At 67.1% G+C, this 24,284-nt stretch carries 27 protein-coding genes; 6 read left to right on the top strand and 21 right to left on the bottom strand.

The features are described 5' to 3' along the window. Positions 1–13 precede the first annotated feature (13 nt). Positions 14–709 carry a manganese-binding transcriptional regulator MntR gene (mntR, locus tag MFM001_RS17220; protein WP_116376490.1) on the top strand — a complete coding sequence of 232 codons (696 nt, stop codon included), beginning with the start codon at positions 14–16 and terminating at the stop codon, positions 707–709. Here the strand turns inward: mntR and MFM001_RS17215 are convergent. The 12 genes from MFM001_RS17215 to MFM001_RS17160 form a co-directional block, all read right to left on the bottom strand. Continuing rightward, positions 706–1,563 carry an SDR family oxidoreductase gene (locus MFM001_RS17215; RefSeq protein ID WP_116376489.1) on the bottom strand — a complete coding sequence of 286 codons (858 nt, stop codon included), beginning with the start codon at positions 1,561–1,563 and terminating at the stop codon, positions 706–708. The genes mntR and MFM001_RS17215 overlap by 4 nt on opposite strands. Further along, complete coding sequence (locus tag MFM001_RS17210; RefSeq protein ID WP_116376488.1) at positions 1,560–3,170, bottom strand: acyl-CoA synthetase; 1,611 nt, start codon at positions 3,168–3,170, stop codon at positions 1,560–1,562. Before MFM001_RS17210 ends, MFM001_RS17215 begins: the two co-directional genes overlap by 4 nt. Further along, positions 3,167–4,024 (bottom strand): alpha/beta fold hydrolase, encoded by an 858-nt coding sequence (locus MFM001_RS17205; protein WP_116376487.1) that lies wholly within the window; start codon positions 4,022–4,024, stop codon positions 3,167–3,169. The genes MFM001_RS17210 and MFM001_RS17205 overlap by 4 nt, the downstream gene beginning before the upstream one ends. Then, complete coding sequence (locus MFM001_RS17200) at positions 4,021–5,253, bottom strand: acyl-CoA dehydrogenase family protein (protein ID WP_116376486.1); 1,233 nt, start codon at positions 5,251–5,253, stop codon at positions 4,021–4,023. The genes MFM001_RS17205 and MFM001_RS17200 overlap by 4 nt, the downstream gene beginning before the upstream one ends. Further along, complete coding sequence (locus tag MFM001_RS17195; protein ID WP_192886974.1) at positions 5,250–6,116, bottom strand: SDR family oxidoreductase; 867 nt, start codon at positions 6,114–6,116, stop codon at positions 5,250–5,252. Before MFM001_RS17195 ends, MFM001_RS17200 begins: the two co-directional genes overlap by 4 nt. Next, positions 6,116–6,982, bottom strand: a complete 867-nt coding sequence (locus MFM001_RS17190; RefSeq protein WP_116376485.1) for a MaoC/PaaZ C-terminal domain-containing protein — start codon at positions 6,980–6,982, stop codon at positions 6,116–6,118. The genes MFM001_RS17195 and MFM001_RS17190 overlap by 1 nt, the downstream gene beginning before the upstream one ends. Further along, on the bottom strand, positions 6,979–7,416 hold the full coding sequence (locus MFM001_RS17185; protein WP_116376484.1) for an SRPBCC family protein: 438 nt from the start codon (positions 7,414–7,416) through the stop codon (positions 6,979–6,981). The genes MFM001_RS17190 and MFM001_RS17185 overlap by 4 nt, the downstream gene beginning before the upstream one ends. Positions 7,417–7,418: 2 nt before the next feature. Then, positions 7,419–8,609, bottom strand: coding sequence for a lipid-transfer protein (locus tag MFM001_RS17180; RefSeq protein WP_116376483.1), 1,191 nt, complete (start codon positions 8,607–8,609; stop codon positions 7,419–7,421). Between the two features lie 93 nt (positions 8,610–8,702). Then, the gene (locus MFM001_RS17175) at positions 8,703–9,284 is read right to left on the bottom strand and encodes a TetR/AcrR family transcriptional regulator (RefSeq protein WP_116376638.1); all 582 of its coding nucleotides are present in this window, start codon (positions 9,282–9,284) and stop codon (positions 8,703–8,705) included. 151 nt (positions 9,285–9,435) lie between these two features. Then, positions 9,436–10,314, bottom strand: a complete 879-nt coding sequence (truB, locus tag MFM001_RS17170) for a tRNA pseudouridine(55) synthase TruB (protein WP_116376482.1) — start codon at positions 10,312–10,314, stop codon at positions 9,436–9,438. Then, positions 10,311–10,988, bottom strand: coding sequence for a 4'-phosphopantetheinyl transferase (locus tag MFM001_RS17165; protein WP_116376481.1), 678 nt, complete (start codon positions 10,986–10,988; stop codon positions 10,311–10,313). The genes truB and MFM001_RS17165 overlap by 4 nt, the downstream gene beginning before the upstream one ends. After that, on the bottom strand, positions 10,985–11,944 hold the full coding sequence (locus MFM001_RS17160) for a metallophosphoesterase (protein WP_116376480.1): 960 nt from the start codon (positions 11,942–11,944) through the stop codon (positions 10,985–10,987). The genes MFM001_RS17165 and MFM001_RS17160 overlap by 4 nt, the downstream gene beginning before the upstream one ends. A 64-nt stretch (positions 11,945–12,008) precedes the next feature. Here MFM001_RS17160 and MFM001_RS17155 point away from each other — a divergent pair, with 64 nt between their 5' ends. From MFM001_RS17155 to MFM001_RS17145, 3 genes are read left to right on the top strand one after another with little or no spacing between them, the layout of a single operon-like run. Continuing rightward, positions 12,009–12,602 carry a DUF3558 domain-containing protein gene (locus tag MFM001_RS17155; RefSeq protein ID WP_116376479.1) on the top strand — a complete coding sequence of 198 codons (594 nt, stop codon included), beginning with the start codon at positions 12,009–12,011 and terminating at the stop codon, positions 12,600–12,602. 3 nt (positions 12,603–12,605) lie between these two features. After that, positions 12,606–14,243 (top strand): CocE/NonD family hydrolase, encoded by a 1,638-nt coding sequence (locus MFM001_RS17150; protein WP_116376637.1) that lies wholly within the window; start codon positions 12,606–12,608, stop codon positions 14,241–14,243. A 3-nt stretch (positions 14,244–14,246) separates the two neighbouring features. Next, on the top strand, positions 14,247–15,254 hold the full coding sequence (locus MFM001_RS17145; RefSeq protein ID WP_116376478.1) for an alpha/beta fold hydrolase: 1,008 nt from the start codon (positions 14,247–14,249) through the stop codon (positions 15,252–15,254). Here MFM001_RS17145 and MFM001_RS17140 read toward each other — a convergent pair. Together MFM001_RS17140 and MFM001_RS17135 are read right to left on the bottom strand one after the other, a co-directional pair. Further along, positions 15,213–15,758: a DUF1802 family protein gene (locus tag MFM001_RS17140; RefSeq protein WP_116376477.1), complete on the bottom strand. Its 546-nt coding sequence runs from the start codon at positions 15,756–15,758 to the stop codon at positions 15,213–15,215. The genes MFM001_RS17145 and MFM001_RS17140 overlap by 42 nt on opposite strands. Continuing rightward, positions 15,755–16,003: a DUF2277 domain-containing protein gene (locus MFM001_RS17135; RefSeq protein ID WP_116376476.1), complete on the bottom strand. Its 249-nt coding sequence runs from the start codon at positions 16,001–16,003 to the stop codon at positions 15,755–15,757. Before MFM001_RS17135 ends, MFM001_RS17140 begins: the two co-directional genes overlap by 4 nt. A gap of 36 nt (positions 16,004–16,039) precedes the next feature. On the opposite strand from MFM001_RS17135, the gene MFM001_RS17130 reads away from it, so the two are divergent. After that, positions 16,040–16,786: an enoyl-CoA hydratase gene (locus tag MFM001_RS17130; RefSeq protein WP_116376475.1), complete on the top strand. Its 747-nt coding sequence runs from the start codon at positions 16,040–16,042 to the stop codon at positions 16,784–16,786. 334 nt (positions 16,787–17,120) lie between these two features. Here MFM001_RS17130 and MFM001_RS17120 read toward each other — a convergent pair whose 3' ends face one another. Together MFM001_RS17120 and MFM001_RS17115 are read right to left on the bottom strand one after the other, a co-directional pair. Continuing rightward, complete coding sequence (locus tag MFM001_RS17120; RefSeq protein WP_160118025.1) at positions 17,121–17,849, bottom strand: DUF5642 family protein; 729 nt, start codon at positions 17,847–17,849, stop codon at positions 17,121–17,123. A gap of 95 nt (positions 17,850–17,944) precedes the next feature. After that, positions 17,945–18,208 (bottom strand): hypothetical protein, encoded by a 264-nt coding sequence (locus tag MFM001_RS17115; RefSeq protein WP_116376474.1) that lies wholly within the window; start codon positions 18,206–18,208, stop codon positions 17,945–17,947. A 419-nt stretch (positions 18,209–18,627) separates the two neighbouring features. Between MFM001_RS17115 and MFM001_RS17110 the strand changes: the two genes are divergently transcribed. After that, positions 18,628–18,954 carry a hypothetical protein gene (locus tag MFM001_RS17110; protein WP_116376473.1) on the top strand — a complete coding sequence of 109 codons (327 nt, stop codon included), beginning with the start codon at positions 18,628–18,630 and terminating at the stop codon, positions 18,952–18,954. A 9-nt stretch (positions 18,955–18,963) separates the two neighbouring features. Here MFM001_RS17110 and MFM001_RS17105 read toward each other — a convergent pair whose 3' ends face one another. The 5 genes from MFM001_RS17105 to infB form a co-directional block, all read right to left on the bottom strand. After that, the gene (locus MFM001_RS17105; RefSeq protein ID WP_116376472.1) at positions 18,964–19,533 is read right to left on the bottom strand and encodes a sugar O-acetyltransferase; all 570 of its coding nucleotides are present in this window, start codon (positions 19,531–19,533) and stop codon (positions 18,964–18,966) included. A gap of 6 nt (positions 19,534–19,539) precedes the next feature. Continuing rightward, on the bottom strand, positions 19,540–20,844 hold the full coding sequence (locus MFM001_RS17100; protein WP_116376471.1) for an MATE family efflux transporter: 1,305 nt from the start codon (positions 20,842–20,844) through the stop codon (positions 19,540–19,542). Continuing rightward, positions 20,841–21,836, bottom strand: coding sequence for a bifunctional oligoribonuclease/PAP phosphatase NrnA (locus MFM001_RS17095; protein ID WP_371685557.1), 996 nt, complete (start codon positions 21,834–21,836; stop codon positions 20,841–20,843). Before MFM001_RS17095 ends, MFM001_RS17100 begins: the two co-directional genes overlap by 4 nt. Next, positions 21,811–22,293, bottom strand: a complete 483-nt coding sequence (gene rbfA / locus MFM001_RS17090; RefSeq protein ID WP_116376470.1) for a 30S ribosome-binding factor RbfA — start codon at positions 22,291–22,293, stop codon at positions 21,811–21,813. Before rbfA ends, MFM001_RS17095 begins: the two co-directional genes overlap by 26 nt. A 2-nt stretch (positions 22,294–22,295) precedes the next feature. Then, positions 22,296–24,284 (bottom strand): translation initiation factor IF-2 (gene infB, locus MFM001_RS17085; RefSeq protein ID WP_116376469.1); only part of this gene is annotated, 1,989 nt, incomplete at its 5' end.

Below are 24,284 nucleotides of genomic sequence, written 5' to 3'. Positions count from 1 at the left end.
TAAACTTCGGTGTGTGCGCCCCGACGACGAGCCTGGCGAGCTCAGCCCTGTTGCCCAGGACTACCTGAAGGTCATCTGGAACGCCCAGGAGTGGTCGCCGGACAAGGTCAGCACCAAGATGCTGGCCGACCGGATCGGGGTGTCGGCCAGCACCGCCTCGGAGTCGATTCGCAAGCTCGCCGAGCAGGGTTTGGTCAACCACGAGAAGTACGGCGCTGTGACGCTGACCGAGTCCGGGCGCCGGGCGGCGCTGGCGATGGTGCGCCGGCACCGGCTGCTGGAAACCTTTCTGGTCAACGAGCTGGGCTACGGCTGGGACGAGGTGCACGACGAGGCCGAGGTGCTCGAGCACGCGGTCTCCGACCGGCTGGTGTCCCGCATCGACGCCAAGCTCGGCTATCCGCACCGTGACCCGCACGGCGACCCGATCCCCGCATCCGACGGCCAAGTCCCGACGCCGCCGGCGCGCCAGCTGTGGGCCTGCCTCGACGGCGAGGCCGGCACCGTGGCCCGCATCTCCGACGCCGATCCGGAGATGCTGCGCTACTTCGATTCCATCGGGATCAGCCTGGACTCGCGACTGCGGGTGCTGACCCGCCGCGAGTTCGCCGGGATGATCTCGGTGGCGGTCGAGGCGGCCGACGGCGTGGCCAACACCGTCGATCTGGGCAGTCCCGCGGCGTGCGCGATCTGGGTCGTGGATTCCTAACCGGCTCCGCTGATCCGACGGTGGTACGCCTCGCGTAGTTGCGGATCCACGTGGGTGAAGGCGGCGTCGAACCGCGCCAGGCGCGCCATCCCGTTGCGCGCACGCTCGGGCCACAGGTCCATCGCGCGCAACACGATGCCTAGCCTTCGCGGCACAACCAGCGTGGTTCGCCCGCTGCCGATCACCGCCACGACCGCGGCCGCGACGTCTTCGGGTTCCACGTCGGTGATCGGCCGCACCCACCGCGGGGCGCCATGCCCGGCCGATAGCTCGGTGTGCACCATTCCGGGAAGCACCGCGGTGACGCCGATGCCTGCCGGGGCGAGTTCGAAGTGCAACGTCCTAGAGAGACCGACGACGGCGTGCTTGGTGGCGCAATAGGTCGCGAGGCCCGGATAGGGGCATATTCCCGCAACCGACGCGATGTTGACGATGTGGCCGCCGCGGCCATCGAATCGCCGCGCCGCGAGCTTGGATCCATACAGCACGCCGCACACGTTGATGCCGAGCATCCGGTCGGTCATCGCATCGTCCTCGTCGGCGAACAGTCCAGTCGGCATGATGCCGGCGTTGTTCACCAGGATGTCGAGTGCGCCCAACCTGGCTTCCGACTCGTCGAGAAACGTTGCGAACGAACGACGATCGGTGACATCGAGGGCACCGCCGTGGGCCTGTCCGCCTGTCTTCTCGGCCAGCTCGGCGGCGGTCTTCTCGACGAGCTCGGTGTCGATGTCACCGAGTGCGACGCGGGCACCGGCGCGCAGAAATGCTTCAGCGGTCGCCCTGCCGATACCGCGTGCGCCGCCGGTGATCGCGACGACCTTGTCCCGAACGGTGTTGCGGCGCCATGTCATTGGGACTCCCCAAGCTTGGCCTTGACGACCTTTCCTGTTTCGTTGCGCGGCAGTTGGTCGACGAACACGACGTCGCGGGGAATTTTGTGCCGGGCCAGATGCGCGCGCACGTGCGCCTTGACTGCGTCGGCGTCGAGGGCCGAGCCGGGGTGCTTGACAACGTATGCGGCAAGCCGCTTTCCGAAGTCCGGATCGTCGACGCCTACGACTGTCGCCTCCACGATGTCGGGGTGGTCGCTGAGCAGGTTCTCGACTTCCTGCGGAAAGACGTTCTCGCCACCCGAGACGATCATGTCGTCGTCGCGGCCGTCGACGAACCACAGGCCATTGCAGTCGAAATGGCCAGTGTCCCCCGTCGACAGCAAGCCATCCACCGTCTCCTTGTTCCGCCCATCCGTGTACCCGCTGAAGCTCAGCCCGCTGGAGACGAAAAGCGTGCCGGTTCGGCCGGGTTCGCTGACCCGCCGGCGGTCGCTGTCGTAAACCGCCAATGCGCAACCGATCGGCGGACGACCGACCGTACCGGGAGCGGCGCGCAACTCGGCCGGAGTGGCGACCGCGCCGATCGCGACTTCGGTTGAGCCGTATAGGTTGTAGAGCACGTCGCCGAACGTGTCGAGTGTTCGTTCGCACAGCCCTGGGGACAGTGCCGACCCGGCGGCCAGGATCACCCGCAGCGACGAGGTGTCGTATCGTGCGAGCACGTCGGGCCCGAGGTCGAGGATGCGTTGCAGCATCGTCGGCACCAGAATCAGCGTGGCGGCGCGATGCTCGGCAACGGCGGCCAGCGTCGACTCGGGATCGAACCGCCGCGTCAACACGACCCGGCTGCCCAACGCCAAACCCAGTGAGCAGGTGGCCAATCCGGTGCCGTGAAACAGTGGAGCGGCCACGCAGTAGGTGTTGCCTGCGGGCCAGGGAATACGGTCGAGCAACTGAGCCGTCTGCAGCGGATTGACCCGGTCGCGTGGCGCGCCCTTCGGGGTGCCGGTGGTTCCGCTTGTCAGCAATACCAGCCCGCCGGGCTTCAGCGGGGCGGGCAACGGCTGCGGCGAGTGGCCCACAACGAGCTGCTCGACAGCCGGAAGCGGGGGCGAGTCCTCGGACCAAGCGAGGATCCGCGGGATCTGCTCGGGGATGGCGTCGAGCAGGCCGAGGTATTCCTGGTCGGCGACGAGCGCTCCGACCCCTTCGCGGGCGCAGACGTCCGCCAGCTGCGGTCCTGCGAATCCAGTATTCATCAACACCAGCCGGGCACCAACCTTGTTGGCGGCCATCAGCGTAAGCATCGTGGCATGGTGTCCCCTGCCCAGCATCGCCACCACCGTGCCGGGCTCGACGCCGTGGGTGCGCAACCCGCGCGCCAACGCGTTCGAGGACGCCTCCACCTGACGAAAGCTCAGCGTGCCGGCCTCGTCGGTGATGGCCGGCGCGTCACCGTAGCGGGCCGCGGCGTGGCGGGCCAGCCCGCCGAACGTTCCGTAGCGGCGGACGTCGGAAAAGCCGCGCAACGCCTCGCCGGGCCGCAGCGGGTTGAACATGCCGCGCCGCGCCACCACAACGGCGGCGCCGACGAGATTCGTCGCCTGCTGCACCGCTCGGATCATCCCGCCCTCCCGACGTGATCCCCCGATCTTCGCAGGAAGTCCAGCACCAGTCGCACCACTTCGCAGGGATCGTCCAACTGCGGGCAGTGACCCGATCGGTTCAGCACGACGAACTCGCTGCCGGGTACCTGGTGGTGTAAGCGGCGACTGGAGTCGACCGGGATGACGCGGTCGCGGCGCCCGTGGATGATCAACGTCGGGCAGGTCACCGTCAGGTTCCGGTGTCCCCCCGCGGTCTCCATCGCGTACTGGAACGCGTAACGGCCCAGCGACGCAAGGTCATTGGCGGTCGTCAGCCGATCGCACCACTGGTCGAGCACCTCGGCTTGGCATGATCCGGCCGGCCCATAGAGCGCCCGGGCGAGTGCGCAGCGCACGCCGCGGCGCAGCACGGTCGGCGGGACTCGGACCCGTCCCAGTCGCGACCACACCCGCTCGGGAACCTCGCGCGACCGCGCCAACCGCGCCAGCCAGTGCCGGGCGTTGAGCGGGTCGTCGAGCGCCACAATGGCTTTGACACGAACTGGGTTGCGGCTCGCCGCGCGTACGGCCGTGGCGGCGCCCAGCGAGTTGCCGATCAGCACCGCCGGCGAGCACTGGGCCAGGATGTCGTCGACGAAGCCGTCGAACTGCCCCAGCATCGGGCCCGGTGCGCGCGGGTCGGCGTAACCGAAGCCGGGCAGGTCCACGGCGACGGCACGCCGGCCCGCGGCTTCCAAACCGATGAGCACGCCGCGCCAGGTGTCGGCAGTGTCGGCGTATCCGTGCAGCGCGATGATCGGAGTGCCGTCACCCGACACCGACAACGCCCGGGTGGCCACGCCGTTGTACGACACCCGAGCTTCGGTGATCATGTGGCCAGCAGATCCTTGGCGATGTGCGTCACCTGGACCTCGTTGCTGCCGGCGTAGATCATCAGCGATTTGGCATCGCGGGCAAGCTGTTCCACGCGGTACTCGGCCATGTAGCCATTGCCGCCGAACAGCTGCACGGCCTCCATCGCGACGTCGGTGGCCGCCTCCGACGAGTAGAGCTTGATCGCCGACGCCTCCGCCAAAGAGGGCACCGTGCCGGCCTGCATCTTCTCCAACGTCTGAAAGACCATGTTCTGCACGTTGATTCGGGCGACTTCCATCTTCGCCAACTTGAGCTGGATCAACTGAAACTGGCCGATGTTCTGCCCCCACAGCGTGCGGGTCTTGGCGTAATCGACGCAGAGCCGGTGACATTCGTTGATGATGCCGAGCGCCATCAGCGCGACGCCGAGACGTTCGGCAGCGAAGTTGGCGCGGGCGCTTTCGCGGCCGTCCCCGGAACTGTGTTGCTCCGTTTCACCGAGCAGCCGATCCGGCGTGAGCCGCACGTTGTCGAAGAACAACTCGCCGGTGGGCGACGACATCATGCCCATCTTTTTGAACGGCTTGCCTTGGGCCAGTCCCGGCATTCCGGCCTCGAGGACGAAGGGCAACACGGGTCGGTTGCGCCGATCTGGCGAGCCGTCGTCCAGTTTCGCGTAGACGATGAGGACGTCGGCGTAGGGACCGTTGGTGATGAATGTCTTCTGCCCGTTGAGGATGTAGTCGACGCCATCACGCTTGACGGTGGTCTTCATCCCGCCGAATGCATCCGAGCCCGAGTCGGGCTCGGTGATGGCCCAGGCCGCGATCTTCTCGAGCGTCATCAGCTCGGGCAGCCAGCGTTCCTTCTGGGCGAGCGTGCCGCGGCTCATGATCGTCGCCGCACCCAAACCCAGGCTGACACCGATCGTGCTGAGCAGTCCGATACTGACACCGGCAAGTTCGGACACCAGCACCGCCGCCATCGACGCCTGCGCGCCCAGGGGTCCCAGCCCGCTTGATTCCCGCTTACGATCGGCTTCCCCAGCGCGTTCTTTGTCCAGCATCGACTTGACGGCTTCGGCCGCCAGCACGTCGAGACCGAATTCGCTGAACAGCTTGCGGGCGATCGGATACGGCGACATCTCACCGGTTTCCAGCGCGTCGAGATGCGGCCGGATCTCCTTATCGATGAAACCGCGGACCGCATCCCGCATGATCAGGTCGGTCTCAGACCATTCGATCATGACAACCTCGCGGCAATGTTATCGATCTCCCACGGACCGTCGGTCTCAATGGTTTTCACGTCATGCCAGCCGGCCAGTTCGGAGATCGCGCCGCCCTGTACAGCGAACACTTTCCCGGTGATCGGGCATTTGTCGGTGGCCAGGTAGGCCACCAGCGGCGAAATATTGGCCGGGCTGAACAGGTCGAGCTCGCCGTCCTCGGGCTCGTCCATCAACGCACCCATCCCGGGTGTGGCCAACGTGAGCCGGGTGCGCGCGATCGGCGCGATCGCGTTGACCCGCACGCCGTAGCGGTCCAATTCCTCGGCGGCGATCAACGTCAGGGCCGCGATTCCGGCTTTGGCCGCGCCGTAATTGGCCTGGCCCGGATTGGGCAGTGTCACACCGGAACCCGATGCGGTGTTGATCACCGCGGCGTTGGGCTGATCCCCCGCCTTCGACTGCGCCTTCCAGTAGGCGGCGGCGTGCCTCAGCATCGCGAAGTGGCCCTTGAGGTGCACGGCCAGAACCGCATCCCACTGCGCTTCGTCCATCCCGGCGATGAACGCGTCCCGCAGAATGCCGGCGTTGTTCACCAGGACGTCGAGCCGGCCGAACTCGTCGATCGCCTGCTGCACAGCGTTTTGCGCACCGTCCCAGGTGGCGATGTTCTCGGTGTTGGCGACGGCCGTGCCGCCGGCGGCGCCGATTTCGTCGACCACCTCATGGGCCGGGCCGGCATCGGCTCCCTCGCCGGTGTTGTCGCCGCCGAGGTCGTTGACGACGACCTTGGCACCCTCCTTGGCGAACAGCAATGCATGCTCACGCCCGATCCCCCGGGCAGCGCCGGTGATGACGGCAACCCGCCCCTCCAATGCACCCATCAGCGCGTCTCCCTGATTTCCGCTAGCCCGTCGGTGATCACGAAGTCGTCACCGCGGGCCGTCTCGAATGCGTAACTGGTGATCCCGTTTTCGCTGCACTTCTCCCAGATTCGGGTCTCCAGATCGTCACCGGGCAACACCGGCTTGGAGAACCGCACCGCGAACCGCTTGAGTCGGTTGGCATCCGAGTCTGCCAACTCGGTGAGCACCGCCCATGACGTGAACGCCATGGTGCACAAGCCGTGCGCGATGATGCCCGGCAGTCCGGCGCTCTTGGCGACCTCCTCGTCGAGGTGGATCGGCATTGGGTCGCCGGCCGCCGGGGCGTAGCGGAAGGTCTGGTCGGCGTCGATGTGCTGCACCACCTTGGCCGCCGGCGCCTTCGAGCGCAACGCGTCGTCGAACTTGTGGTCGGGACTCAGTTCGCCGACGGACTTGCCGACGGACAGGCCGCGAACGAACGTGGTGACGTACTGTTCGTTGACGAGTTCGCCGTCCTCGGTGCGGCATTCCAGCAGGATCGCAGCGCGGGTGCCCTTCTCCAGGCCCTGATATCCGATCATCTTGCCGCGGGAGACCAGCTTGTCTCCCGGTCGGATCGGGCGGTGGAAGTGGAAATCCTGCTCGCCATGCACGATTCGCGGAATAGCCTCGACGGGCATCACGTCGACGGCGGGAGTCAGCAGCGCCTCGAAAACCGGAACGATCGCGAAAACCGGTGGCGCCACGTCCCCTCTGCGATGCGCGTCGATCGGATCATTGGTGGCGGCGGCATATTCGGCCAGCCGCTCGCGAGTGACTTCAAACCGCTCGTCGTCAGTCCAGCGGTCCAGTCCGCTGTCGTCGAACTCCAGCGTTTCCGTCATGCGGCCGAAGCCAATGCGTCGAGCTGGTCGAGCGTCTTGTCGAGTTGCTTGATGCCATCCTTTTCCACCGCCTTGCCCAGCGCGCCCTTGATCATCGCACCCTCGAAGTCACCGCGGACGGTGAACTTGGATCCGGCCCCGTTTGGCTCGATGGTGAAGGTGAATTGCGCCTTGACACCGGCCATTCCGGTCCCCCCGAGCACGAGACCGCGCGGTGGGTCGACCGATTCGACCGTCCACTCGATCTTGTTCGCCATCCCGAGCATCACGATCTTGGCGGTCAGCTTCGCGCCCTCGGTGAGCGTGGCCGGCGGTTCCTGCAGCCACTTCTCGTGCACAGTGAACCACTTGTCCCAGTTGGCCAAATCGCTGACGGTCTCCCACAGCGCTTCGGGGCTTGCGCTCAGTTCCCGGGTTGCTTCGATGTGTCCCATGGTCAACGCTCCGCTCGTTGGTAGGCGGTGACGACGGCGGCGCCACCGAGTCCGATGTTGTGCTGCAGGGCCGCCGTGACGCCGTCGACCTGACGCTTGTCCGCGACACCCCGCAGCTGCCAGGTCAGTTCGGCGCACTGCGCCAAACCCGTCGCGCCCAGTGGATGGCCCTTGGAGATCAGGCCCCCAGACGGGTTCACCACCCAGCGCCCGCCGTAGGTGGTGTCACCGTTGTCGATCAGCTTGGCCGCCTCACCCTCGCCGCACAGGCCCAGCGCCTCGTAGAGCAGCAGCTCGTTGGCGGAGAAGCAGTCGTGCAACTCGATCACCTGGAAATCCTCCGGACCCAGGCCGGATTGGTCATAAACCCGTTGTGCTGCCTGAACATTCATGTCGTAACCGACCAACGCTTTGCAGGTGCCGTCGAACGTCGACTCGAAATCGGTGGTCATTGCCTGCCCGACGATCTCCACCGCCTGACCCGCCAGCCCGTGCTTGTCGACGAACTGTTCGCTGGCCAGGATCGCGGCTCCCGAGCCGTCGGAGGTCGGCGAGCACTGCAGCTTGGTCAGCGGGTCGTAGATCATCTTCGACCCGAGGATGTCCTCGAGGGTGTAGGACTCCTGGAACTGTGCATACGGGTTGTTGACCGAATGCTTGTGGTTTTTGTAGCCGATCTTCGCGAAATGCTCTGCCGTGGTGCCGTATTGCTTCATGTGTTCGCGACCGGCGGCCCCGAACATCCACGGCGCAGCCGGAAACTGCACTTCGGAGATCTCGGCCATGGCCATTACGTGCTTGTCCATCGGCTGGGTGCGGTCGTCGTACATCGTGCCCAGCGAGCCGGGCTTCATCTTCTCGAATCCCAATGCGATCGTGCAGTCGGCCAGCCCGCCGCGAATCGCCTGGGCAGCAAGGAAAAGCGCGGTCGAACCGGTCGAGCAGTTGTTGTTGACGTTGACGATGGGGATCCCGGTCAGGCCCAGCTCGTAGAGCGCCCGCTGCCCCGACGTCGACTCGCCGTAGACGTAGCCGACGTAGCCCTGTTCGACGGCGCTGTAGTCGATGCCGGCGTCCTGCAGCGCCTTGGTCCCGGACTCGCGGGCCATGTCGGGGTAGTCCCAGCCTTCTCGGCGACCGGGCTTCTCGAATTTCGTCATGCCGACGCCGACGACGTAAACCTTGCTGGACATGGCGCTCCTTTCCACTGCCCAGAAACATACACACCAGAATGTATCTAGGCAAGAGGTCGGCATTGGGCCAGACGAAGGCGGTCGAGTCCCGAATTAGTCTGACGACAGCGCCGGCAACATGCCGGCGCTGAGGGCACGCAGGTGCTCGCAGGCGCGGTCCCAGCGCCGCCGGGCACGCTGCGGGTCCTGGTCGACAAAGCTTGCCACGAGGATTCCCCGCAGAGCGTCCATCGCGGTGTAGACGACGTTGCGGATCTGTTTTTGCGCCGCCTGGTCCGGGATCAGTTGCGCGATCGCGGCGATCAGCGTGCTGTTGACGACTGGCTCGACTCGCTCGATTTGCCGCGCCAACACCGGGTTGGTGCGGGCGGCGACCCAAAGTTCGATCGTCGCAATGAACATCGGCCCTTGATGGGACTCCCACAGGAAATCCAGCACCGTCGTGATGGGGTCAGGGCTGCCCTGGACCCGCCCGAGTTCGCGTATCGCGGCCTGGGCTCGCTGCTGCGCGAGATGTTCAATGGCCGCGACTACCAGGTCTTCTTTCGACCCGAAGTGGTGGACCTGAGCACCGCGGGTGACTCCGGCGATTTCCGCGACACGGGGGGTCGTCGTTCCGCCGTACCCGTAGGAAACGAGACAGTCGATGGTGGCGTCGAGCAAACGCGCGCGCATGGTGGCGCTGCGTTCGGCCTGCGTTCGCCGAACGGCCTCACCGTCGACGCGTGGCACCACTTTGACTGCACCTTTCTGTCTGATCGTCCCGACTCAGCATACATGCTCGGCTGCATGTAACTGCATGGGAGATGGACCGTGGGAACTACAACTACAACGTGGCCGGGCGGATCACGACCACCGATTTGGTGCGCGGGCCGTCGTCGCGCAGCAGCGCGATCACCGTCCCGTCGCCGGTGGCGGCGGCGTAGACGCCGTCGATGCCGGCCGTTTGCAGCGGCCGGCCGTGGCTAGCCGCGTCGGCCTCCTCTGCAGTCAGGTCACGGCGCGGGAACAGCTGCAGACACACCTCGTCGAGATCCAGGCTCAGCCGCGGCTCTTCGGCCAGCTCGTCGAGCGTGCGCGCTTGATCCAGCCCGAAGCGCCCGACCCGGGTGCGCCGCAGTGCGGTCAAGTGACCGCCGACGCCCAGCGCGTCGCCGAGATCGCGGGCCAGCGCACGGATGTAAGTTCCCGACGAGCAGTCGACCTCGACGTCGAGGGCGACCAGCCGACCGTGCCGGCGCACTGCCAGTAGCTCGAAGCGGTCGATGCGCACCGGCCTCGGCGCAAGTTCGACGGCCTGGCCTTCCCGCGCAAGCCGGTACGCCCGTTGGCCACCGACTTTGACCGCGCTGACCGTCGACGGGACCTGCATGATGTCGCCGCGCAGTTCGGCCATCCCCGCGACAATCGCGTCGTCGCTCACGTGCTCTGCCGAAACCTCATGCAGCACTTCGCCTTCGGCATCCTCGGTGGACGTCGACTGGCCGAGGCGGATGGTGGCCGCGTAGGACTTCGACGCCCCGGTCAGCAGTCCGAGGATCTTGGTTGCCCGCTCGATCCCGATCACCAGCACGCCGGTGGCCATCGGGTCCAGCGTCCCGGCATGTCCGACCCTGCGGGTGCCGAAGATCCGCCGGCAGCGCCCCACCACGTCGTGGCTCGTCATACCGGCGGGCTTGTCGACGATGACAAGGCCAGCGGTCATAGCACAATCGCGGTCAGTACCAGGCCCTGCTGCACCGACCACCGCCCCCGCAACGCGGTCAATGGCGGGCCAGACAGCGCGTCGCCGTCGATCAGGATCTTGGAGACGAACACGCCGGTAGAGCCCTCGGGTTCGACGTCGAACACGATGTGGGCGTCCTCGAATCCCAGCCACCGCCGCGTCAGCGGGAACCAGGCCTTGTACGTTGCCTCCTTGGCGCAGAACAGGATTCGGTCCCAGTGCATGCCTTCGGGCAGCGCGCCGATTTCGTGGCGCTCCTCCGGCAGCGTGATCGCGTCCAGCACCCCGTCGGGCAGCACGTCGTGCGGTTCGGCGTCGATGCCCACCGAGCGCACCGCGGTGCTGCGGCCCACCACGGCGCCGCGGTAGCCCGTGCAGTGCGTGAGGCTGCCGACCACCCCGTCGGGCCAGCACGGTTCGCCCTTCTCGCCCTTGAGAATCGGCACCGGCGGTAACCCGAGTTCGCCCAACGCGATTCGCGCACAGTGCCGCGCGGTGATGAACTCGTTGCGCCGCTTGGCCACCGAACGGGCGATCAGCGGCTCTTCTTCGGGCAGCGGCGCCAGCCCGGGCGGGTCGGAATACAACTCCGCAAACGCCAGGTCGTGACCGTCGTCGGGCAACACCGACGACATCAGCGTCGTCTCGGTCATCGGGACTGCCGCTGCCGCAACCGTTTCCGGAACTCTTCGGCCTGCTTGCGCATCTCGGCGGTGATGACGAAATGGCCGCCGAAATCGTTGAGGTACCCGGGCGCATACTGCGGGTCGGGCAGCACCTGGCGCAGCCAGCTGAAAGGCTTGCGGCGCCGCCATTCTCGCGGGTAGCCCACCGACACCTCCTCGAACCGCACCCCGTCGTACCAGGTGGTGCGCGGAATGTGCAGGTGCCCATAGACCGAGCAGGTGGCGTTGTAGCGGGTGTGCCAGTCGGCGGTCTCGGTGGTGCCGCACCACAGCGAGAACTCCGGGTAGAACAGCGCGTCGCAGGGCTCGCGCACCAGCGGGAAATGGTTGACCAGCACGGTCGGCGTCATCCAGTCGAGGTCTTCGAGCCGTTTGCGGGTGGCCGCCAGCCGATCCCGGCACCAGGCCTCGCGGGTGCCGTACGGCTCGGAGGACAACAGGAATTCGTCGGTGGCCACCACATTGTTTTCCCGGGCGATCGCCAGGCCCTCGGCTTTGGTCGTCGCCCCTTCCGGCAGGAACGTGTAGTCGTAGAGCAGAAACATCGGCACGATCGTGGCCGGGCCGCCCCGCTCGGTCCACACCGGGAACGGATGCTCCGGCGTGACGATACCCATCTCGTCGCACATGTGGACCAGGTAGTCGTAGCGCGCGCGGCCGAAGACCTGCATCGGGTCCTTGCCGGTGGTCCACAGCTCGTGGTTGCCGGGCACCCAGATGACCTTCGCGAACCGTCGTCGCAGCAGATCCAGCGACCACCGGATGTCGTCGGTGCGTTCGGCGACGTCACCGGCGACAATCAGCCAATCGTCCGGCGACGACGGATGCAGCGATTCGGTGACGGGCTTGTTGCCGAGGTGACCGGTGTGCAGGTCGGAGACCGCCCACAGCGTCGGCTCGTGCCTCGTCGTTTCTGCCGCCACGACTCCTCAGCCTAGCCGGGCAACCGGGTGCGGATTGGAACGTGTTCTCGTTAGACTCCCCGCCATGGCCGGAAAGTGGCTCGTCAAATTGCGTCTGATCACGGCACTGGGCGCGCTGGTGACGGCAGTTGTCGTGGTCTGCCAGACTGCCCCGCCGGCCGGCAGCGGCGGTATGGCCGTGCAGTTGCGGTCCACCGGCGCACCGCTGGAACCGGCCACCACGATGAAAAGCCCGATCGTGGCGACCACCGACCCCAGCCCTTTCGACCCGTGCGAGGACATCCCGTTCGACGTCGTCCAGCGGCTCGGCCTCTCGTACACCCCGCCCGAGCACGAGGAGGGGCTGCGCTGCCACTACGACGCGGGCAACTACCAGTTGGCGGTCGAGCCGATCATCTGGCGCAGCTACGAGCAGACATTGCCGGCCGATGCCCTCGAGACCACCGTCAACGGGCACCGCGCCGCGCAGTACTGGGTGCTCAAGCCGACCTACCACAACAGCCATTGGTGGGTTTCGTGCATGGTGGCGTTCAAGACCAGCTACGGGCTGATCCAGCAGGCGCTGTTCTACTCGACCGTCTACTCCGAACCCGACGTCGACTGCCCGGCCACCAATTTGCAACGGGCCAACGAGCTTTCGCCCTACTACGTGTTCTAAATGGTGACCACCACGTCCGCCCGACCCGTGCGGTCGAAGCTGCACGTGCTGACCGGCAATGCCCTCGGCCGCCTGCTGCACTTGCCGGCGCCGACGACCGAGTACACGGTCTCGCCCGTTCGGGTGCCGATGCGCGACGGCGTCGAGCTGGTGGCCGACCACTATGCACCCACGGGCGGTGAACCCGTCGGTACCCTGCTGGCGCGCGGACCTTACGGCCGCAGGTTTCCGTTCTCACTGGCGTTCGGCGCGCTGTACGCCGCACGCGGCTACCACGTGGTGCTGCAGAGCGTCCGGGGGACGTTCGGATCGGCCGGCGTGTTCGAGCCGATGCGTCGTGAGGCCGACGACGGCGCCGACACCGTCGCATGGCTGCGGCAGCAACCCTGGTTCACCGGCCAGTTCGGCACCGTCGGGATCTCCTATCTGGGTTTCACCCAGTGGGCGATCCTGCAGGATCCACCGCCGGAACTGGCCGCGGCGGTGATCATCGCCGGCCCGCACGATTTCAGCGCATCGTCGTGGGGCACCGGCTCGTTCGGGGTCAACGACTTCCTGCGCTGGAGTGACCTGATCGCCCACCAGGAGGATCGCCCGCGGATCCGGGCCGGCATCCATCAGCTGCGGGCCCGACGCCGGGTGGCCCGTGCGGCCCTCGAGTTACCGCTGGGCGCCGCCGGCCGGGCGCTGCTGGGCAAGGCCGCGCCGTGGTACGAGTCCTGGCTGGAACATTCCGACCCCGACGACCCGTTCTGGAAGCCGCTGCGGTTGACCGCCGCACTGGATCGCGTACAAGTCCCGGTACTGCTGTTCGGCGGCTGGCAGGACCTGTTCCTGCGGCAGACGATCCAGCAGTACCGGCATCTACGTGACCGCGGCGTCGAGGTGGCGCTGACCATCGGTCCGTGGACCCACACCCAGCTCCTCTTCAGGGGCCTGCCCACGATCACCCGGGAATCCCTGGCCTGGCTGGACACCCATCTCGGCGCCGCCTCGGGCACACGACGGCCGAACACCGTGCGCGCCTTCGTCACTGGGGAGGGCTGGCGCGAGCTGCCCGACTGGCCGCCGGCCACCACCACCCGGTCGCTGTACCTGCAAACCGGTGGCGGGCTGGCCGCCACACCGCCCACCCCTGCCCCGCCGGCCACGTTCCGCTTCGACCCGGCCGACCCGACCCCCACGATCGGCGGCCCGCTGCTGGCACCGAACAGCGGATACCGCAACGACAGCCGGCTCGCCCGCCGCGACGACGTGCTGGTGTTCACCGGCGACGCACTCACTGAAGACCTCTACGTGCACGGCAACCCGGTCGTAGAGCTGGCACACAGCTCGGACAATCCGCACGTCGACGTGTTCGCCCGGGTCAGCGAGGTCGACGCGCGGGGACGCTCGCGCAACGTCAGCGACGGCTATCGGCGGCTGGCCGAACCGTCGGACACCGTGCGGCTCGAACTCGACGCTGTCGCACACCGATTCCGCGCCGGCTCGCGCATCCGCGTGCTTGTCGCCGGCGGTTGGCATCCCCGCTATGCGCGCAACCTCGGCACCGGTGAGCCGGTGGTCAGCGGCAGCCGAATGACACCGACCACCCACAGCGTGCATTTCGGCGACTCGCGGCTGCTGCTCCCGGTCGAATGAACGATGGACATCTTCGACGAGTGGCGACACGGTGGCACGCAAATCCGTTGGTGCTCAACCACTGCCGACAATGACGAAGCGGAAGTCGCTGTCTTCAGCCGACGCTGCGGAACTCCGGGAGCACCCGCGCTAGTCTGCGTGCACGGATTCCCGACGTCGAGCATCGACTACTTCGCGCTGACCCGGGAACTAGGCGACGAGTTCGACATCTTCCTGCTGGACTTCCCCGGCTACGGCCTCTCCGACAAACCGCCGGCGCCATACAAATATTCGCTGTACGACGATGCCCGCCTGCTGATGCACGCGATCACCAACGTGTGGAAGCTGACCCGCTACACGATGCTCACCCACGACCGCGGTACCAGTGTCGGCATGATCGCGTCGTCGGATGCGGCTGTCCCACCGACAGAAGTCATTTTGACCAACGCCAACATCTTTCTGCCGCTGGCCAACCTCACCGCGTTTCAGATCGCACTACTCGACCCCGCTACCGCGCGCGACACGGCGCGGGCCACGACTCCCGACATGCTGGCGGCGGGGCTGGGCGCGACGACGTTCACGCCGCGCCGGACGCTTGACGACCCCGAGATCGCGGCGCTGTCACGGTGTTTCGCGCACAACGACGGGATTGCGGTGCTGCCCGACACGATCCAGTACCTCAACGAGCGCGCCGCCGACGAAACCAGTTGGCTACAGGCGCTTTCCAAGAGTGGGATCAACACGAGCCTGGTGTGGGGCCTGCACGACAACGTCGCCCCGGTTCGGGTCGCCAACTTCGTGTGGCACACGTTCTTGAAGGACAAGCCCGGGCGCAACCGATACTGGATAGTGCCGGGCGCGGATCATTATGTGCAATGCGACGCTCCGCAGCAACTGGCGCAGGTCGTTCGGCTCACCGCGGCGGACGAGCCGATTTCCCTTCAGACACTGGGAAACCGGCCCGACGGCGCGGTGCTTGTCGACCAGACGTCATCCGACGGCGTCGCGGACCCGGGCGGAGATCCGCGCTAGCGCCGCCTCGTCGTACACGGGTGACTCCAGGCTCGGCGCGATCGGAACCTGCACCCAACTGGTGCATCCCGCGTAGTCCGCAATCCGGCCCAGGGTTACCGGCTCGGCCAACGGGATGGCCTGCACGACCAGCACGGCCAGCCGATGCTTGGGCCGGAAGTCCAGCCGGTCTTTGCGCACCGATTCGGTGGTCCAAATATGCAGGTCCTCGATCGCCTCGAGGTGTTCGGGACGGTTAACCGACAGCGCCGCAACAACTTTGGCTGCTGCACGGACGATCAGCCGGTCGTCGGTGCTGTCGGCGGCCGCTGCGGTCAGCAGATCCCGGTGCTCGGGCCGGACCCGCTCGGTGTGGCTGTGCGCCACCGTCGGGAACAACACGAATTCGTCGGCGGCGACGTCGAAGCGCTTCTCTCCGATCCCGCCTTTACGCAACAGCACGGTCTGACGACCGTCGAGCAGCGCATGCACGACCGCGCTCCACTCCTTGAGCGCAGCCGTCATGTCGTCGCGAGCCGGCGCAACGGCGGCACGGTTTTCGGAGGTTGACGCCGCGCGGGCAATGCCGCCAACAGCCGCGTCGTCGCCTCCGTGACTTGTGCGACCGCGGCCTCGAAAGCCTCGCCGTTGGCCGCCGACGGCCGGGTGATGCCGCTGACCTTGCGCACATATTGGCGTGCCGCCGCCTCGATCTCCACGGCTGTCGCCGGTGGCTCGAGTCCGCGCAGTTCGGTGATGTTCCGGCACATGCATCAACCATAGGTGGGCCTGGCTACGGTGATGCGATGAGCGACATTCTGCTGATCGACACCGACGAGCGCGTCCGCACCCTGACCCTGAACCGCCCCGAGTCCCGCAATGCGCTGTCCGCGGCGCTGCGGGACCGGTTTTTCGCCGCGTTGTCGCAGGCCGAGGAGGACGACGCCGTCGACGTCGTGATCCTCACCGGCGCCGACCCGGTGTTCTGCGCGGGGCTGGACCTCAAGGAGCTGGGCGGGCAGTCGGCGCTGCCGGACATCTCGCCGCGCTGGCCGGCGATGACCAAACCGGTGATCGGCGCGATCAACGGCGCGGCCGTCACCGGCGGTCTGGAGCTGGCGTTGTACTGCGACATCCTGATCGCCTCCGAACAGGCCCGGTTCGCCGACACCCATGCGCGGGTGGGCCTTTTGCCGACTTGGGGGCTGAGCGTGCGGCTGCCGCAGAAGGTCGGGGTCGGCCTGGCCCGCCGGATGAGCCTCACCGGTGACTACCTGTCCGCCCAGGACGCACTGCGCGCCGGCCTGGTCACCGAAGTGGTGCCGCATGAGCAGCTGTTGCCCGCCGCCCGGCAGGTGGCCGCCTCGATCGTCGGCAACAACCAGAACGCGGTGCGCGCGCTGCTGGCCTCCTACCACCGCATCGACGAGTCGCAGACCAGCGCGGGGCTATGGCTGGAGGCGAACGCGGCCAGGCAATACCGGACCAGCGGCGACGACATTGCCGCCAACCGGGAAGCGGTGTTGCAGCGCGGCCGCGCGCAAGTGCGATAAGTGCGTGGGTGCGATCACCGTCACGTCCACCGACAAATAGTCGGCGAGCGCATGCGCCTTCGGCCAATCGCCGGCAAGTACCGCTCGAGCCAGATCTTCGACAAATGGTGTCGTAGCGCCCAGCTCGGCCAGCCATGCGGACAACGTCGTCACGATGTCCTCGCCTGAGACGCGCGCTGTGCGCCTATGCAGACGATCCGTCAACTGGTAGACGCCTGCATCGACTTTGGCGCGGTGGAATCGATGCGATGACACTCGAGATCTCCTTCGTGGCTACGACCAATCTGGTCCCGCCACGCGCCGTTGTCGCGCGTAGTCCGCTACCCCAATCGGGCTACTGGCCGCGGACCGCCGATGTGGCCTTGACCAGTAAGTCCGGCAGCAACTGTTGCGGATTGAGTTGCGTGTCCGTACTGCCCATCACCACGACGGACGTCTGGTCGTCGAGCGCCGCCGTGTAGATGTAGTCGGGGTCGTCCGAGGCGTCAGCGCTCAACTTGACCCCCGTGGTGGTGACGCCGTCGATGTGCGGGGCGGGGACGCGCTCGGCGGTTCCGGCCGCCTGCGGGTCGCCGGACAAAGTGACCCGATCGCAGCCCGCGGGCGGCTGACCGGCCGGCACCGGCTGCGGCAACCGGAGCGCCACGACGTAGATGTTGCCCTGATCGCCTTCGCCGCGCACGCCGGCCGCCTGTGCGCCGACGGACGGTTCGACGTTCGGCGGGATGACCATCGAGCGGCATTGCGGCGGATCGATCTGCGCTTTGGTGAATGCGGTGATGCCTGAGCTGTCAATATCGTGTTGCGCCAACGTTTTCGGTTGTTCGGCCTCCGGCGCGAAGCCGGCCGGAAAGTCGTTCTTGACATTGTCGACGCGTGCGATGTCGTAGCCGGCGGGCGCTGCCGCGGCCGGCGTATTGGTTGGCGACGGCGGTTGTGACTGCGTCGACGAGGTGCCGGCAGGGTGTTCTGCGGAATGGCTGCACGCCGGGATGGCCACGCTTGCGCCGAGTGCGATGAGCAGGCACGAGGTTTGGCGGATGGTGCGTCGTGAGGAAGTCATTGCATGAGCCTTAATAGTCGGTCCGTTGAGAAGGTCTATGCGTCTGTCGAGGCGACACCCGGCCTTTCGGCCGGGTGTCGCCTCGATCGCGCGGGTCACCACCACCACCACCAGTGGTGCCACCACCGGTGGTGATGACGCCACCAGTGCTCCGGCATGGGTGCGCCGTGCCAACCCGCGGCGACGACGTTGTTGAGGTCGGCCGGGCTGCCCAGGGCCGCCGGCGCGGCTGTGCTGCTTGCCACGGTCGGGGTCGCCTGCGCCGACGGGAGGGCGCCAAAGAGCATCGCACCACTGAGCGCACCGGCACCGATCGCGCCGACCGCCACCCGGCGCACCGAACCCGCCCAACTCGACATAACAACCTCCTAGAGATATTTCCTTGCTGGTTCGATAACCAACTTAACGCAGCTAATTGATTGTCAGCAACTTTTGTAGCGACCTTTCAGCGATTTCACAAGTAGCTGCGACCGGATTTCCAAGAATGGGATTGCCTGAGTTCAGTAGATACTTTTTCAGCATCAAAAGACCATGTTTGTCCTGGTAACAACGTTATACTGGCTTACTGATGCCTCGACTTTTGTATTTCCGTATGCGATGAGATAAGAATGCAGACCCGGCAATGGCATTCGTCTAGGCAGCAACGTTAATGACGCCTAGCTACTACTCTGCTCTCATACTCCGGTTCCGGATGCCGATTTCCGCCGTGAAGCCATACTGATATGCTGACTCGCCAGTTTGGCCCAATGTCCCGTCCGCCGATGGAAGGTCCGCATCAATGAGCGCTGGCGCCGATCGCTTCGAGGCCGACGCCGAACGGTCCGGCACGCCCGGCAGAACCGCCCCGCCCACATTCCCGGGCTCGGGTGCCGCGACCGAACGCATCGCCGTCGGCCAAACACGCGGCCGACGCACACGGCGCACGGTTGATCTCACGCCGGCCCAGCACCGGGCGCTGGACATCTGGCAACGAGACGCCGCCGATCGCCTCGGCCTCGCCCGCGTCACCGGACAAGAGGTGCTGACAGCGCTGATCGACCAGCTGCTGATGGATCGCGAGCTCTCCGCCCGCATCCAGCGCGCCATCCAATCCGGGCGGCGCTGAATCCAGCGACTAGCGCCGGCCGCGCAGTTCCCTGATGACACGGCATGGATTGCCGGCCGCCAGCACGCCCGGTGGCACATCCCTGGTCACGACACTGCCGGCGCCGACAACCGAGTTGTCGCCGATGGCCACTCCCGGACAGACAATGACTCCGGCGCCCAGCCATACGTTGTTGCCAATTGCGATGGGAGACGCTGATTCCCAGGCCTCGCGGCGGGTGTCGTAGTCGTCGACCGGGTGATGCGCAGTGAGCAGCTGCGCGCGGGGACCGATCGACACGTCGTCGCCGATGGTGATCGGCGCGCAGTCCAGCAGAATCGCGTCGTAGTTGAGAAAACTGTTCGCGCCGATGCTGATGTAGCTTCCGTAATCGCATTGGAATCGCGGCAGTATCACCGAACCGTCGCCCAACGATCCGAGCAGCTCGTGCAGCAGCTGCTGTCTGCGCTCGTCGTCGTCGGCCAGCGTCGCGTTGAACGCATCGAGCAAGCGCTGGCATGCGGTGCGGCCCTCGACAAGATCGGGGTCGCTCGCTTGGTAGAGCGCTCCGCTGAGCATTCGATCACGTTGACTAGCCATGCATCCTCACGTTCCGATTACCGCCCAGCGGCCCGAGATGGTGCGGGCACCGACGAACAACAGCCGCAGCACGATGAAACTGGTCAGGCCGGACCAGATTCCGGCAAGGCCCCAGCCGAAAACCAGCGACAGCCACGTCAGCGGCAAGAACCCGACCAGTGCGCTGAGCACTGTCGCGGTGCGCATGAACGACGCATCGCCGGCACCCAACAGCACCCCGTCGAGGGCGAAAACGACTCCAGCGATAGGTAATTGGGCCACCAAAAACCACCACGGCACCCCGATCACAGCAAGGACGGAGCGGTCGTCGGTGAACAGTTCGGGCAGCACGGACGCGCCCGCGGCGAACACCACGGCCAGCAGTGCCGCGGCGACCGCCGAGAACACGGTGACCCGTCGCGCCACCGACTTGGCGTTTTCGATGCGGCCCGCGCCCAGGGCCGCACCTACCAGCGCCTGCGCTGCGATCGCCAGCGAATCGAGAACCAGCGCAAGGAATTCCCACAGCTGCAGCACCACCTGGTGCGCGCCGAGCGCCGCCGCGCCGAACCGGGCCGCCACCGCTGCCGCCGATACGAAGCAGGCTTGAAAGGCCAGAGTCCGCAGCATGAGGTCGCGGCCCATCACGACCTGAGCGCGCAGTGCCGTGCGGTTGAGCCGCAGCGGCACCCGTTCGGCCAACAGCGCACGCCCGAACAGCAGCGCGGCCAGCCACTGGCCCACCAGGTTGGCCACCGCCGACCCGGCGAGTTCCAGCCGCGGCAGGCCCAGCCAGCCGTACACCAGCAACGGGCAGAGCAACGCCGAAAGACCAAACCCGGCAACCACATAGCGCAGCGGCCGCACGGTGTCCTGCACGCCGCGCAGCCAGCCGTTGCCCGCCATCGACACCAGAATCGCCGGTGCGCCCAGGATCGCGATCCGCAGCCATACAAGCGCTGCGGCGGCGATGTCGCGGCCCGACGCGATCACCGATACCAGTGGCACCGCCCCGATTTGCACCACGACGATGACCAGCACGCCCAGCCCGATGGCCAGCCACGTCGCCTGCACGCCCTCGGCCACGGCCGAAACCCGGTCGCCGGCCCCGAAATACCGAGCCGATCGCGCCGTCGTGCCGTAGGACAGAAACGTCGAGTCAGAACCGACCAGGCCCAGGATCAGCGCGCCGACGGCCAGCCCGGCCAAGCTCAGCGCGCCGAGCCGGCCGACGACCGCGGTGTCGAACAACAGGTAAAGCGGTTCGGCCGCAAGCACACCCAGCGCAGGCAACGCCAAACCGGCGATCTGACGGCCGCCGGCCTCGCTCACCCGAGGGCGGCCCGGAGTCTCGTCACCACGTCGTCGGCCGAACCGGTGATCGAATAGCCGGCGGCCAGCCGATGACCCCCGCCGCCGAACGTCGAGGCGACCGCGGCCAGGTCCACCGCGGACTTGGCCCGCATCGATACCGTCCACTGTTGCGGCGCAACCTCTTTGAACACCGCGGCCACCTCGGCCTGTGCGGTGGTGCGGACAATGTCGACGACGCTTTCGACTTCCTCCGGTCGCGAGTCGAGCCACTCCCGGTGGTCCACGACGGCATACACCAGCCCGAGGCCGCCCACGGCGTCGGGCACCAACTGCGCCGAGCCCAGCACCCGCGACAGCATCATCAGCCACGCGAACGGATGGGTGTCCAACAATGCCCGGCTGATCGCGGCGTTGTCCACGCCGAGCTCGACCAGCCGCGCCGCCAGCCGATGCGCGCGCGCACTGGCCCACCGGAACGATCCGGTGTCGGTGGTCAGCCCGGCGTAAAGGCAGTGCGCCACTTCGATATCGATCGGCTTGCCCCACGCGTCGAGCAGCTCGGCGACCAGCATCGTGGTGGAATCCGCCGACGGGTCGACGAAATTGGCGGTGCCGAACAGCTGATTGGAGGCATGGTGGTCGACGACCAACAACTCCTGCCCACCGGCCGCCAGATCAGCCAGCCCGCCGAGCCGGTTGACGCTCGGAATGTCCACGGTGACAACCAGATCGACGTCGCGGCGGAAAGCGTCCGGGTCGACCAGCAGCCGACCGCCGGGCAGCGACTGCAGCGACTCCGGCAGGGTCGCTGGCGCGGCGAAGCTGACCTGCACGTCCTTGCCGCACTGGTCGAGCACCAACGCCAGCGCCAGCCCGGCGCCGATCGTGTCGGCGTCGGGATACACGTGGCAGACCACTCCGACGGTCGCGGCGGCCGACAGCATCTCGGCAGCGCCGAGCGCGTCGACGCGTTGCACGGCCGGCTCAGTCGTCGGATCGATCGTCGTCACCGGCGTCTCCCTCTCCGCCGGCGTCCGCCGGGCTCAGGCGGTAGGGGTCGGCCTCGCCAGCCGGCTTGGCACCCGCGCGGACCCGGGCCAGATCGGCGTCGGCGGCGCGGGCGCGGGCCAGCAGCTCTTCCATCCGGTGCGCGGCGTCGGGCACCGTGTCCCTGCTGAACGTCAGGGTGGGGGTGAACCGCACACCGGTGCCCGCCCCGACCTTGCTGCGCAGTACGCCCTTGGCGCTTTCCAGCGCCGCGGCCGCTCCGGCGTAATCCGGCTCGTCCTCGAGCGTGCGACCGATCACCGTGTAATACAGCGTCGCGTCGTGCAGGTCGGCGGTCACCTTGGCGTCGGTGATCGTGACACCGGCGAGCCGCGGGTCTTTGATCTCGTACTCGATCGCCGACGCGACGATCGTCGAGATCCGCTTGGCGAGCCGGCGTGCGCGGGCCGGATCAGCCATGCCTAGTGACGCTCCTTTTCGACCAGCTCATAGGTCTCGATGACGTCGCCTTCCTTGATGTCGTTGTAGCCCAGCGTCAAACCGCACTCGTAGCCGTCGCGGACCTCGGTGACGTCGTCCTTCTCCCGTCGCAGCGATTGCACAGTGAGGTTCTCGGCGACCACGATGTTGTCGCGCAGCAGCCGCGCTTTGGCGTTGCGGCGCATCACACCCGAGGTGACCAGACATCCGGCGATCACACCGACCTTCGACGAGCGGAACAGCGCCCGGATCTCCGCGCGGCCCAGCTGATTCTCCTCGTAGACCGGCTTGAGCATGCCGCGCAGGGCCTTCTCGATCTCGTCGATCGCCTGGTAGATCACCGAGTAGTAGCGGATGTCCACGCCCTCGCGGTTGGCCAGCTCGGTGGCCTTGCCCTCGGCGCGCACGTTGAACCCGATGATCACCGCATCGGACGCCGAGGCCAGGTTGACGTTGGTCTCGGTGATGCCACCGACGCCGCGGTCGATGACGCGCAGCGCCACCTCGTCGTCGACCTGGATTCCCATCAGGGCTTCTTCCAGCGCCTCGACGGTACCGGCGTTGTCGCCCTTGAGGATCAGGTTCAGCTGGCTGGTTTCCTTCAGCGCCGAGTCCAGGTCCTCCAGGCTGATCCGCTTGCGCGACCGCGCGGCTAGCGCGTTGCGCTTGCGGGCGCTGCGCCGGTCGGCGATCTGGCGGGCGATGCGGTCCTCGTCGACGACGAGGAAGTTGTCACCGGCGCCGGGCACCGACGTGAAGCCGATGACCTGCACCGGCCGCGACGGCAGCGCCGCCTCGACGTCCTCGCCGTACTCGTCGACCATCCGTCGCACCCGGCCGTAGGCGTCGCCGGCCACCACCGAGTCGCCGACGTGCAGCGTCCCGCGCTGCACCAGCACGGTGGCCACCGGGCCCCGGCCACGGTCGAGGTGCGCCTCGATCGCCACACCCTGGGCTTCCATGTCCGGGTTGGCCCGCAGGTCCAGTGCCGCGTCGGCGGTCAGCAACACCGCCTCGAGCAGCGCCTCGATGTTGGTGCCCTGCTTGGCGGAGATGTCGACGAACATCGTGTCGCCGCCGAATTCCTCTGGCACCAAACCGTATTCGGTGAGCTGCCCGCGGATCTTGGCCGGGTCGGCGCCCTCTTTGTCGATCTTGTTGACTGCCACCACAATCGGCACATCGGCAGCCTGGGCGTGGTTGATGGCCTCCACCGTCTGCGGCATGACGCCGTCGTCGGCGGCAACCACCAGGATCGCGATGTCGGTGGCCTTGGCACCGCGGGCACGCATAGCGGTGAACGCCTCGTGACCGGGGGTGTCGATGAAGGTGATGAGCCGCGGGTCGCCGTCGAGGTCCACCGGCACCTGGTAGGCACCGATGTGCTGGGTGATGCCGCCTGCCTCCGCCTCGCGGACGTTGGCCTGACGGATGGTGTCCAGCAGCCGGGTCTTCCCGTGGTCGACGTGACCCATCACGGTCACTACCGGCGGGCGAGTCTGCAATGCGGACTCGTCCCCTGTGTCTTCTCCGTAGGACAGGTCAAACGATTCCAGCAGCTCGCGGTCCTCGTCCTCCGGGGAGACGACCTGAACGTTGTAGTTCATCTCGCTGCCGAGCAGCTCGAGGGTCTCGTCGCCCACCGACTGGGTGGCGGTCACCATCTCGCCGAGGTTGAACAGCGCCTGCACCAGCGCGGCTGGGTTGGCGTCGATCTTCTCGGCGAAGTCGGACAGCGATGCGCCGCGGGCCAGCCGGATGGTTTCGCCGTTGCCGTGCGGCAACCGCACGCCGCCGACGACCGGCGCCTGCATGTTTTCGTATTCGGCGCGCTTGGCCCGCTTCGACTTGCGGCCACGCTTCGGGGCGCCGCCGGGACGGCCGAACGCGCCGGCCGCGCCGCCGCGCTGGCCGGGACGACCACCACCGCCACCCGGGCGGCCGCGGAAACCGCCGGCGGGCGGGGCTCC

This window comes from Mycobacterium sp. MFM001, from assembly GCF_003402475.1.
Taxonomy (GTDB): Bacteria; Actinomycetota; Actinomycetes; order Mycobacteriales; family Mycobacteriaceae; genus Mycobacterium.
The sequence above is the reverse complement of the archived record's forward strand: the minus strand, read 5'-3'. Positions and strand labels throughout refer to the sequence as shown.

What these genes read in the sequence shown, in the direction of transcription:
- MFM001_RS17210 (WP_116376488.1), bottom strand. Translation starts at nt 3,170, where the DNA reads ATGATCCGAGCGGTGCAGCAGGCGACGAATCTCGTCGGCGCCGCCGTT.
- MFM001_RS17145 (WP_116376478.1), top strand. Translation starts at nt 14,247, where the DNA reads ATGGACATCTTCGACGAGTGGCGACACGGTGGCACGCAAATCCGTTGG.
- MFM001_RS17195 (WP_192886974.1), bottom strand. Translation starts at nt 6,116, where the DNA reads ATGGGTGCATTGGAGGGGCGGGTTGCCGTCATCACCGGCGCTGCCCGG.
- MFM001_RS17180 (WP_116376483.1), bottom strand. Translation starts at nt 8,609, where the DNA reads ATGTCCAGCAAGGTTTACGTCGTCGGCGTCGGCATGACGAAATTCGAG.
- MFM001_RS17155 (WP_116376479.1), top strand. Translation starts at nt 12,009, where the DNA reads ATGGCCGGAAAGTGGCTCGTCAAATTGCGTCTGATCACGGCACTGGGC.
- MFM001_RS17205 (WP_116376487.1), bottom strand. Translation starts at nt 4,024, where the DNA reads ATGATCACCGAAGCTCGGGTGTCGTACAACGGCGTGGCCACCCGGGCG.
- MFM001_RS17135 (WP_116376476.1), bottom strand. Translation starts at nt 16,003, where the DNA reads ATGTGCCGGAACATCACCGAACTGCGCGGACTCGAGCCACCGGCGACA.
- MFM001_RS17130 (WP_116376475.1), top strand. Translation starts at nt 16,040, where the DNA reads ATGAGCGACATTCTGCTGATCGACACCGACGAGCGCGTCCGCACCCTG.
- MFM001_RS17105 (WP_116376472.1), bottom strand. Translation starts at nt 19,533, where the DNA reads ATGGCTAGTCAACGTGATCGAATGCTCAGCGGAGCGCTCTACCAAGCG.
- MFM001_RS17190 (WP_116376485.1), bottom strand. Translation starts at nt 6,982, where the DNA reads ATGACGGAAACGCTGGAGTTCGACGACAGCGGACTGGACCGCTGGACT.
- MFM001_RS17200 (WP_116376486.1), bottom strand. Translation starts at nt 5,253, where the DNA reads ATGATCGAATGGTCTGAGACCGACCTGATCATGCGGGATGCGGTCCGC.
- truB (WP_116376482.1), bottom strand. Translation starts at nt 10,314, where the DNA reads ATGACCGCTGGCCTTGTCATCGTCGACAAGCCCGCCGGTATGACGAGC.
- MFM001_RS17165 (WP_116376481.1), bottom strand. Translation starts at nt 10,988, where the DNA reads ATGACCGAGACGACGCTGATGTCGTCGGTGTTGCCCGACGACGGTCAC.
- MFM001_RS17120 (WP_160118025.1), bottom strand. Translation starts at nt 17,849, where the DNA reads ATGACTTCCTCACGACGCACCATCCGCCAAACCTCGTGCCTGCTCATC.
- MFM001_RS17175 (WP_116376638.1), bottom strand. Translation starts at nt 9,284, where the DNA reads ATGCGCGCGCGTTTGCTCGACGCCACCATCGACTGTCTCGTTTCCTAC.
- rbfA (WP_116376470.1), bottom strand. Translation starts at nt 22,293, where the DNA reads ATGGCTGATCCGGCCCGCGCACGCCGGCTCGCCAAGCGGATCTCGACG.
- MFM001_RS17185 (WP_116376484.1), bottom strand. Translation starts at nt 7,416, where the DNA reads ATGGGACACATCGAAGCAACCCGGGAACTGAGCGCAAGCCCCGAAGCG.
- MFM001_RS17110 (WP_116376473.1), top strand. Translation starts at nt 18,628, where the DNA reads ATGAGCGCTGGCGCCGATCGCTTCGAGGCCGACGCCGAACGGTCCGGC.
- MFM001_RS17140 (WP_116376477.1), bottom strand. Translation starts at nt 15,758, where the DNA reads ATGACGGCTGCGCTCAAGGAGTGGAGCGCGGTCGTGCATGCGCTGCTC.
- MFM001_RS17115 (WP_116376474.1), bottom strand. Translation starts at nt 18,208, where the DNA reads ATGTCGAGTTGGGCGGGTTCGGTGCGCCGGGTGGCGGTCGGCGCGATC.
- MFM001_RS17215 (WP_116376489.1), bottom strand. Translation starts at nt 1,563, where the DNA reads ATGACATGGCGCCGCAACACCGTTCGGGACAAGGTCGTCGCGATCACC.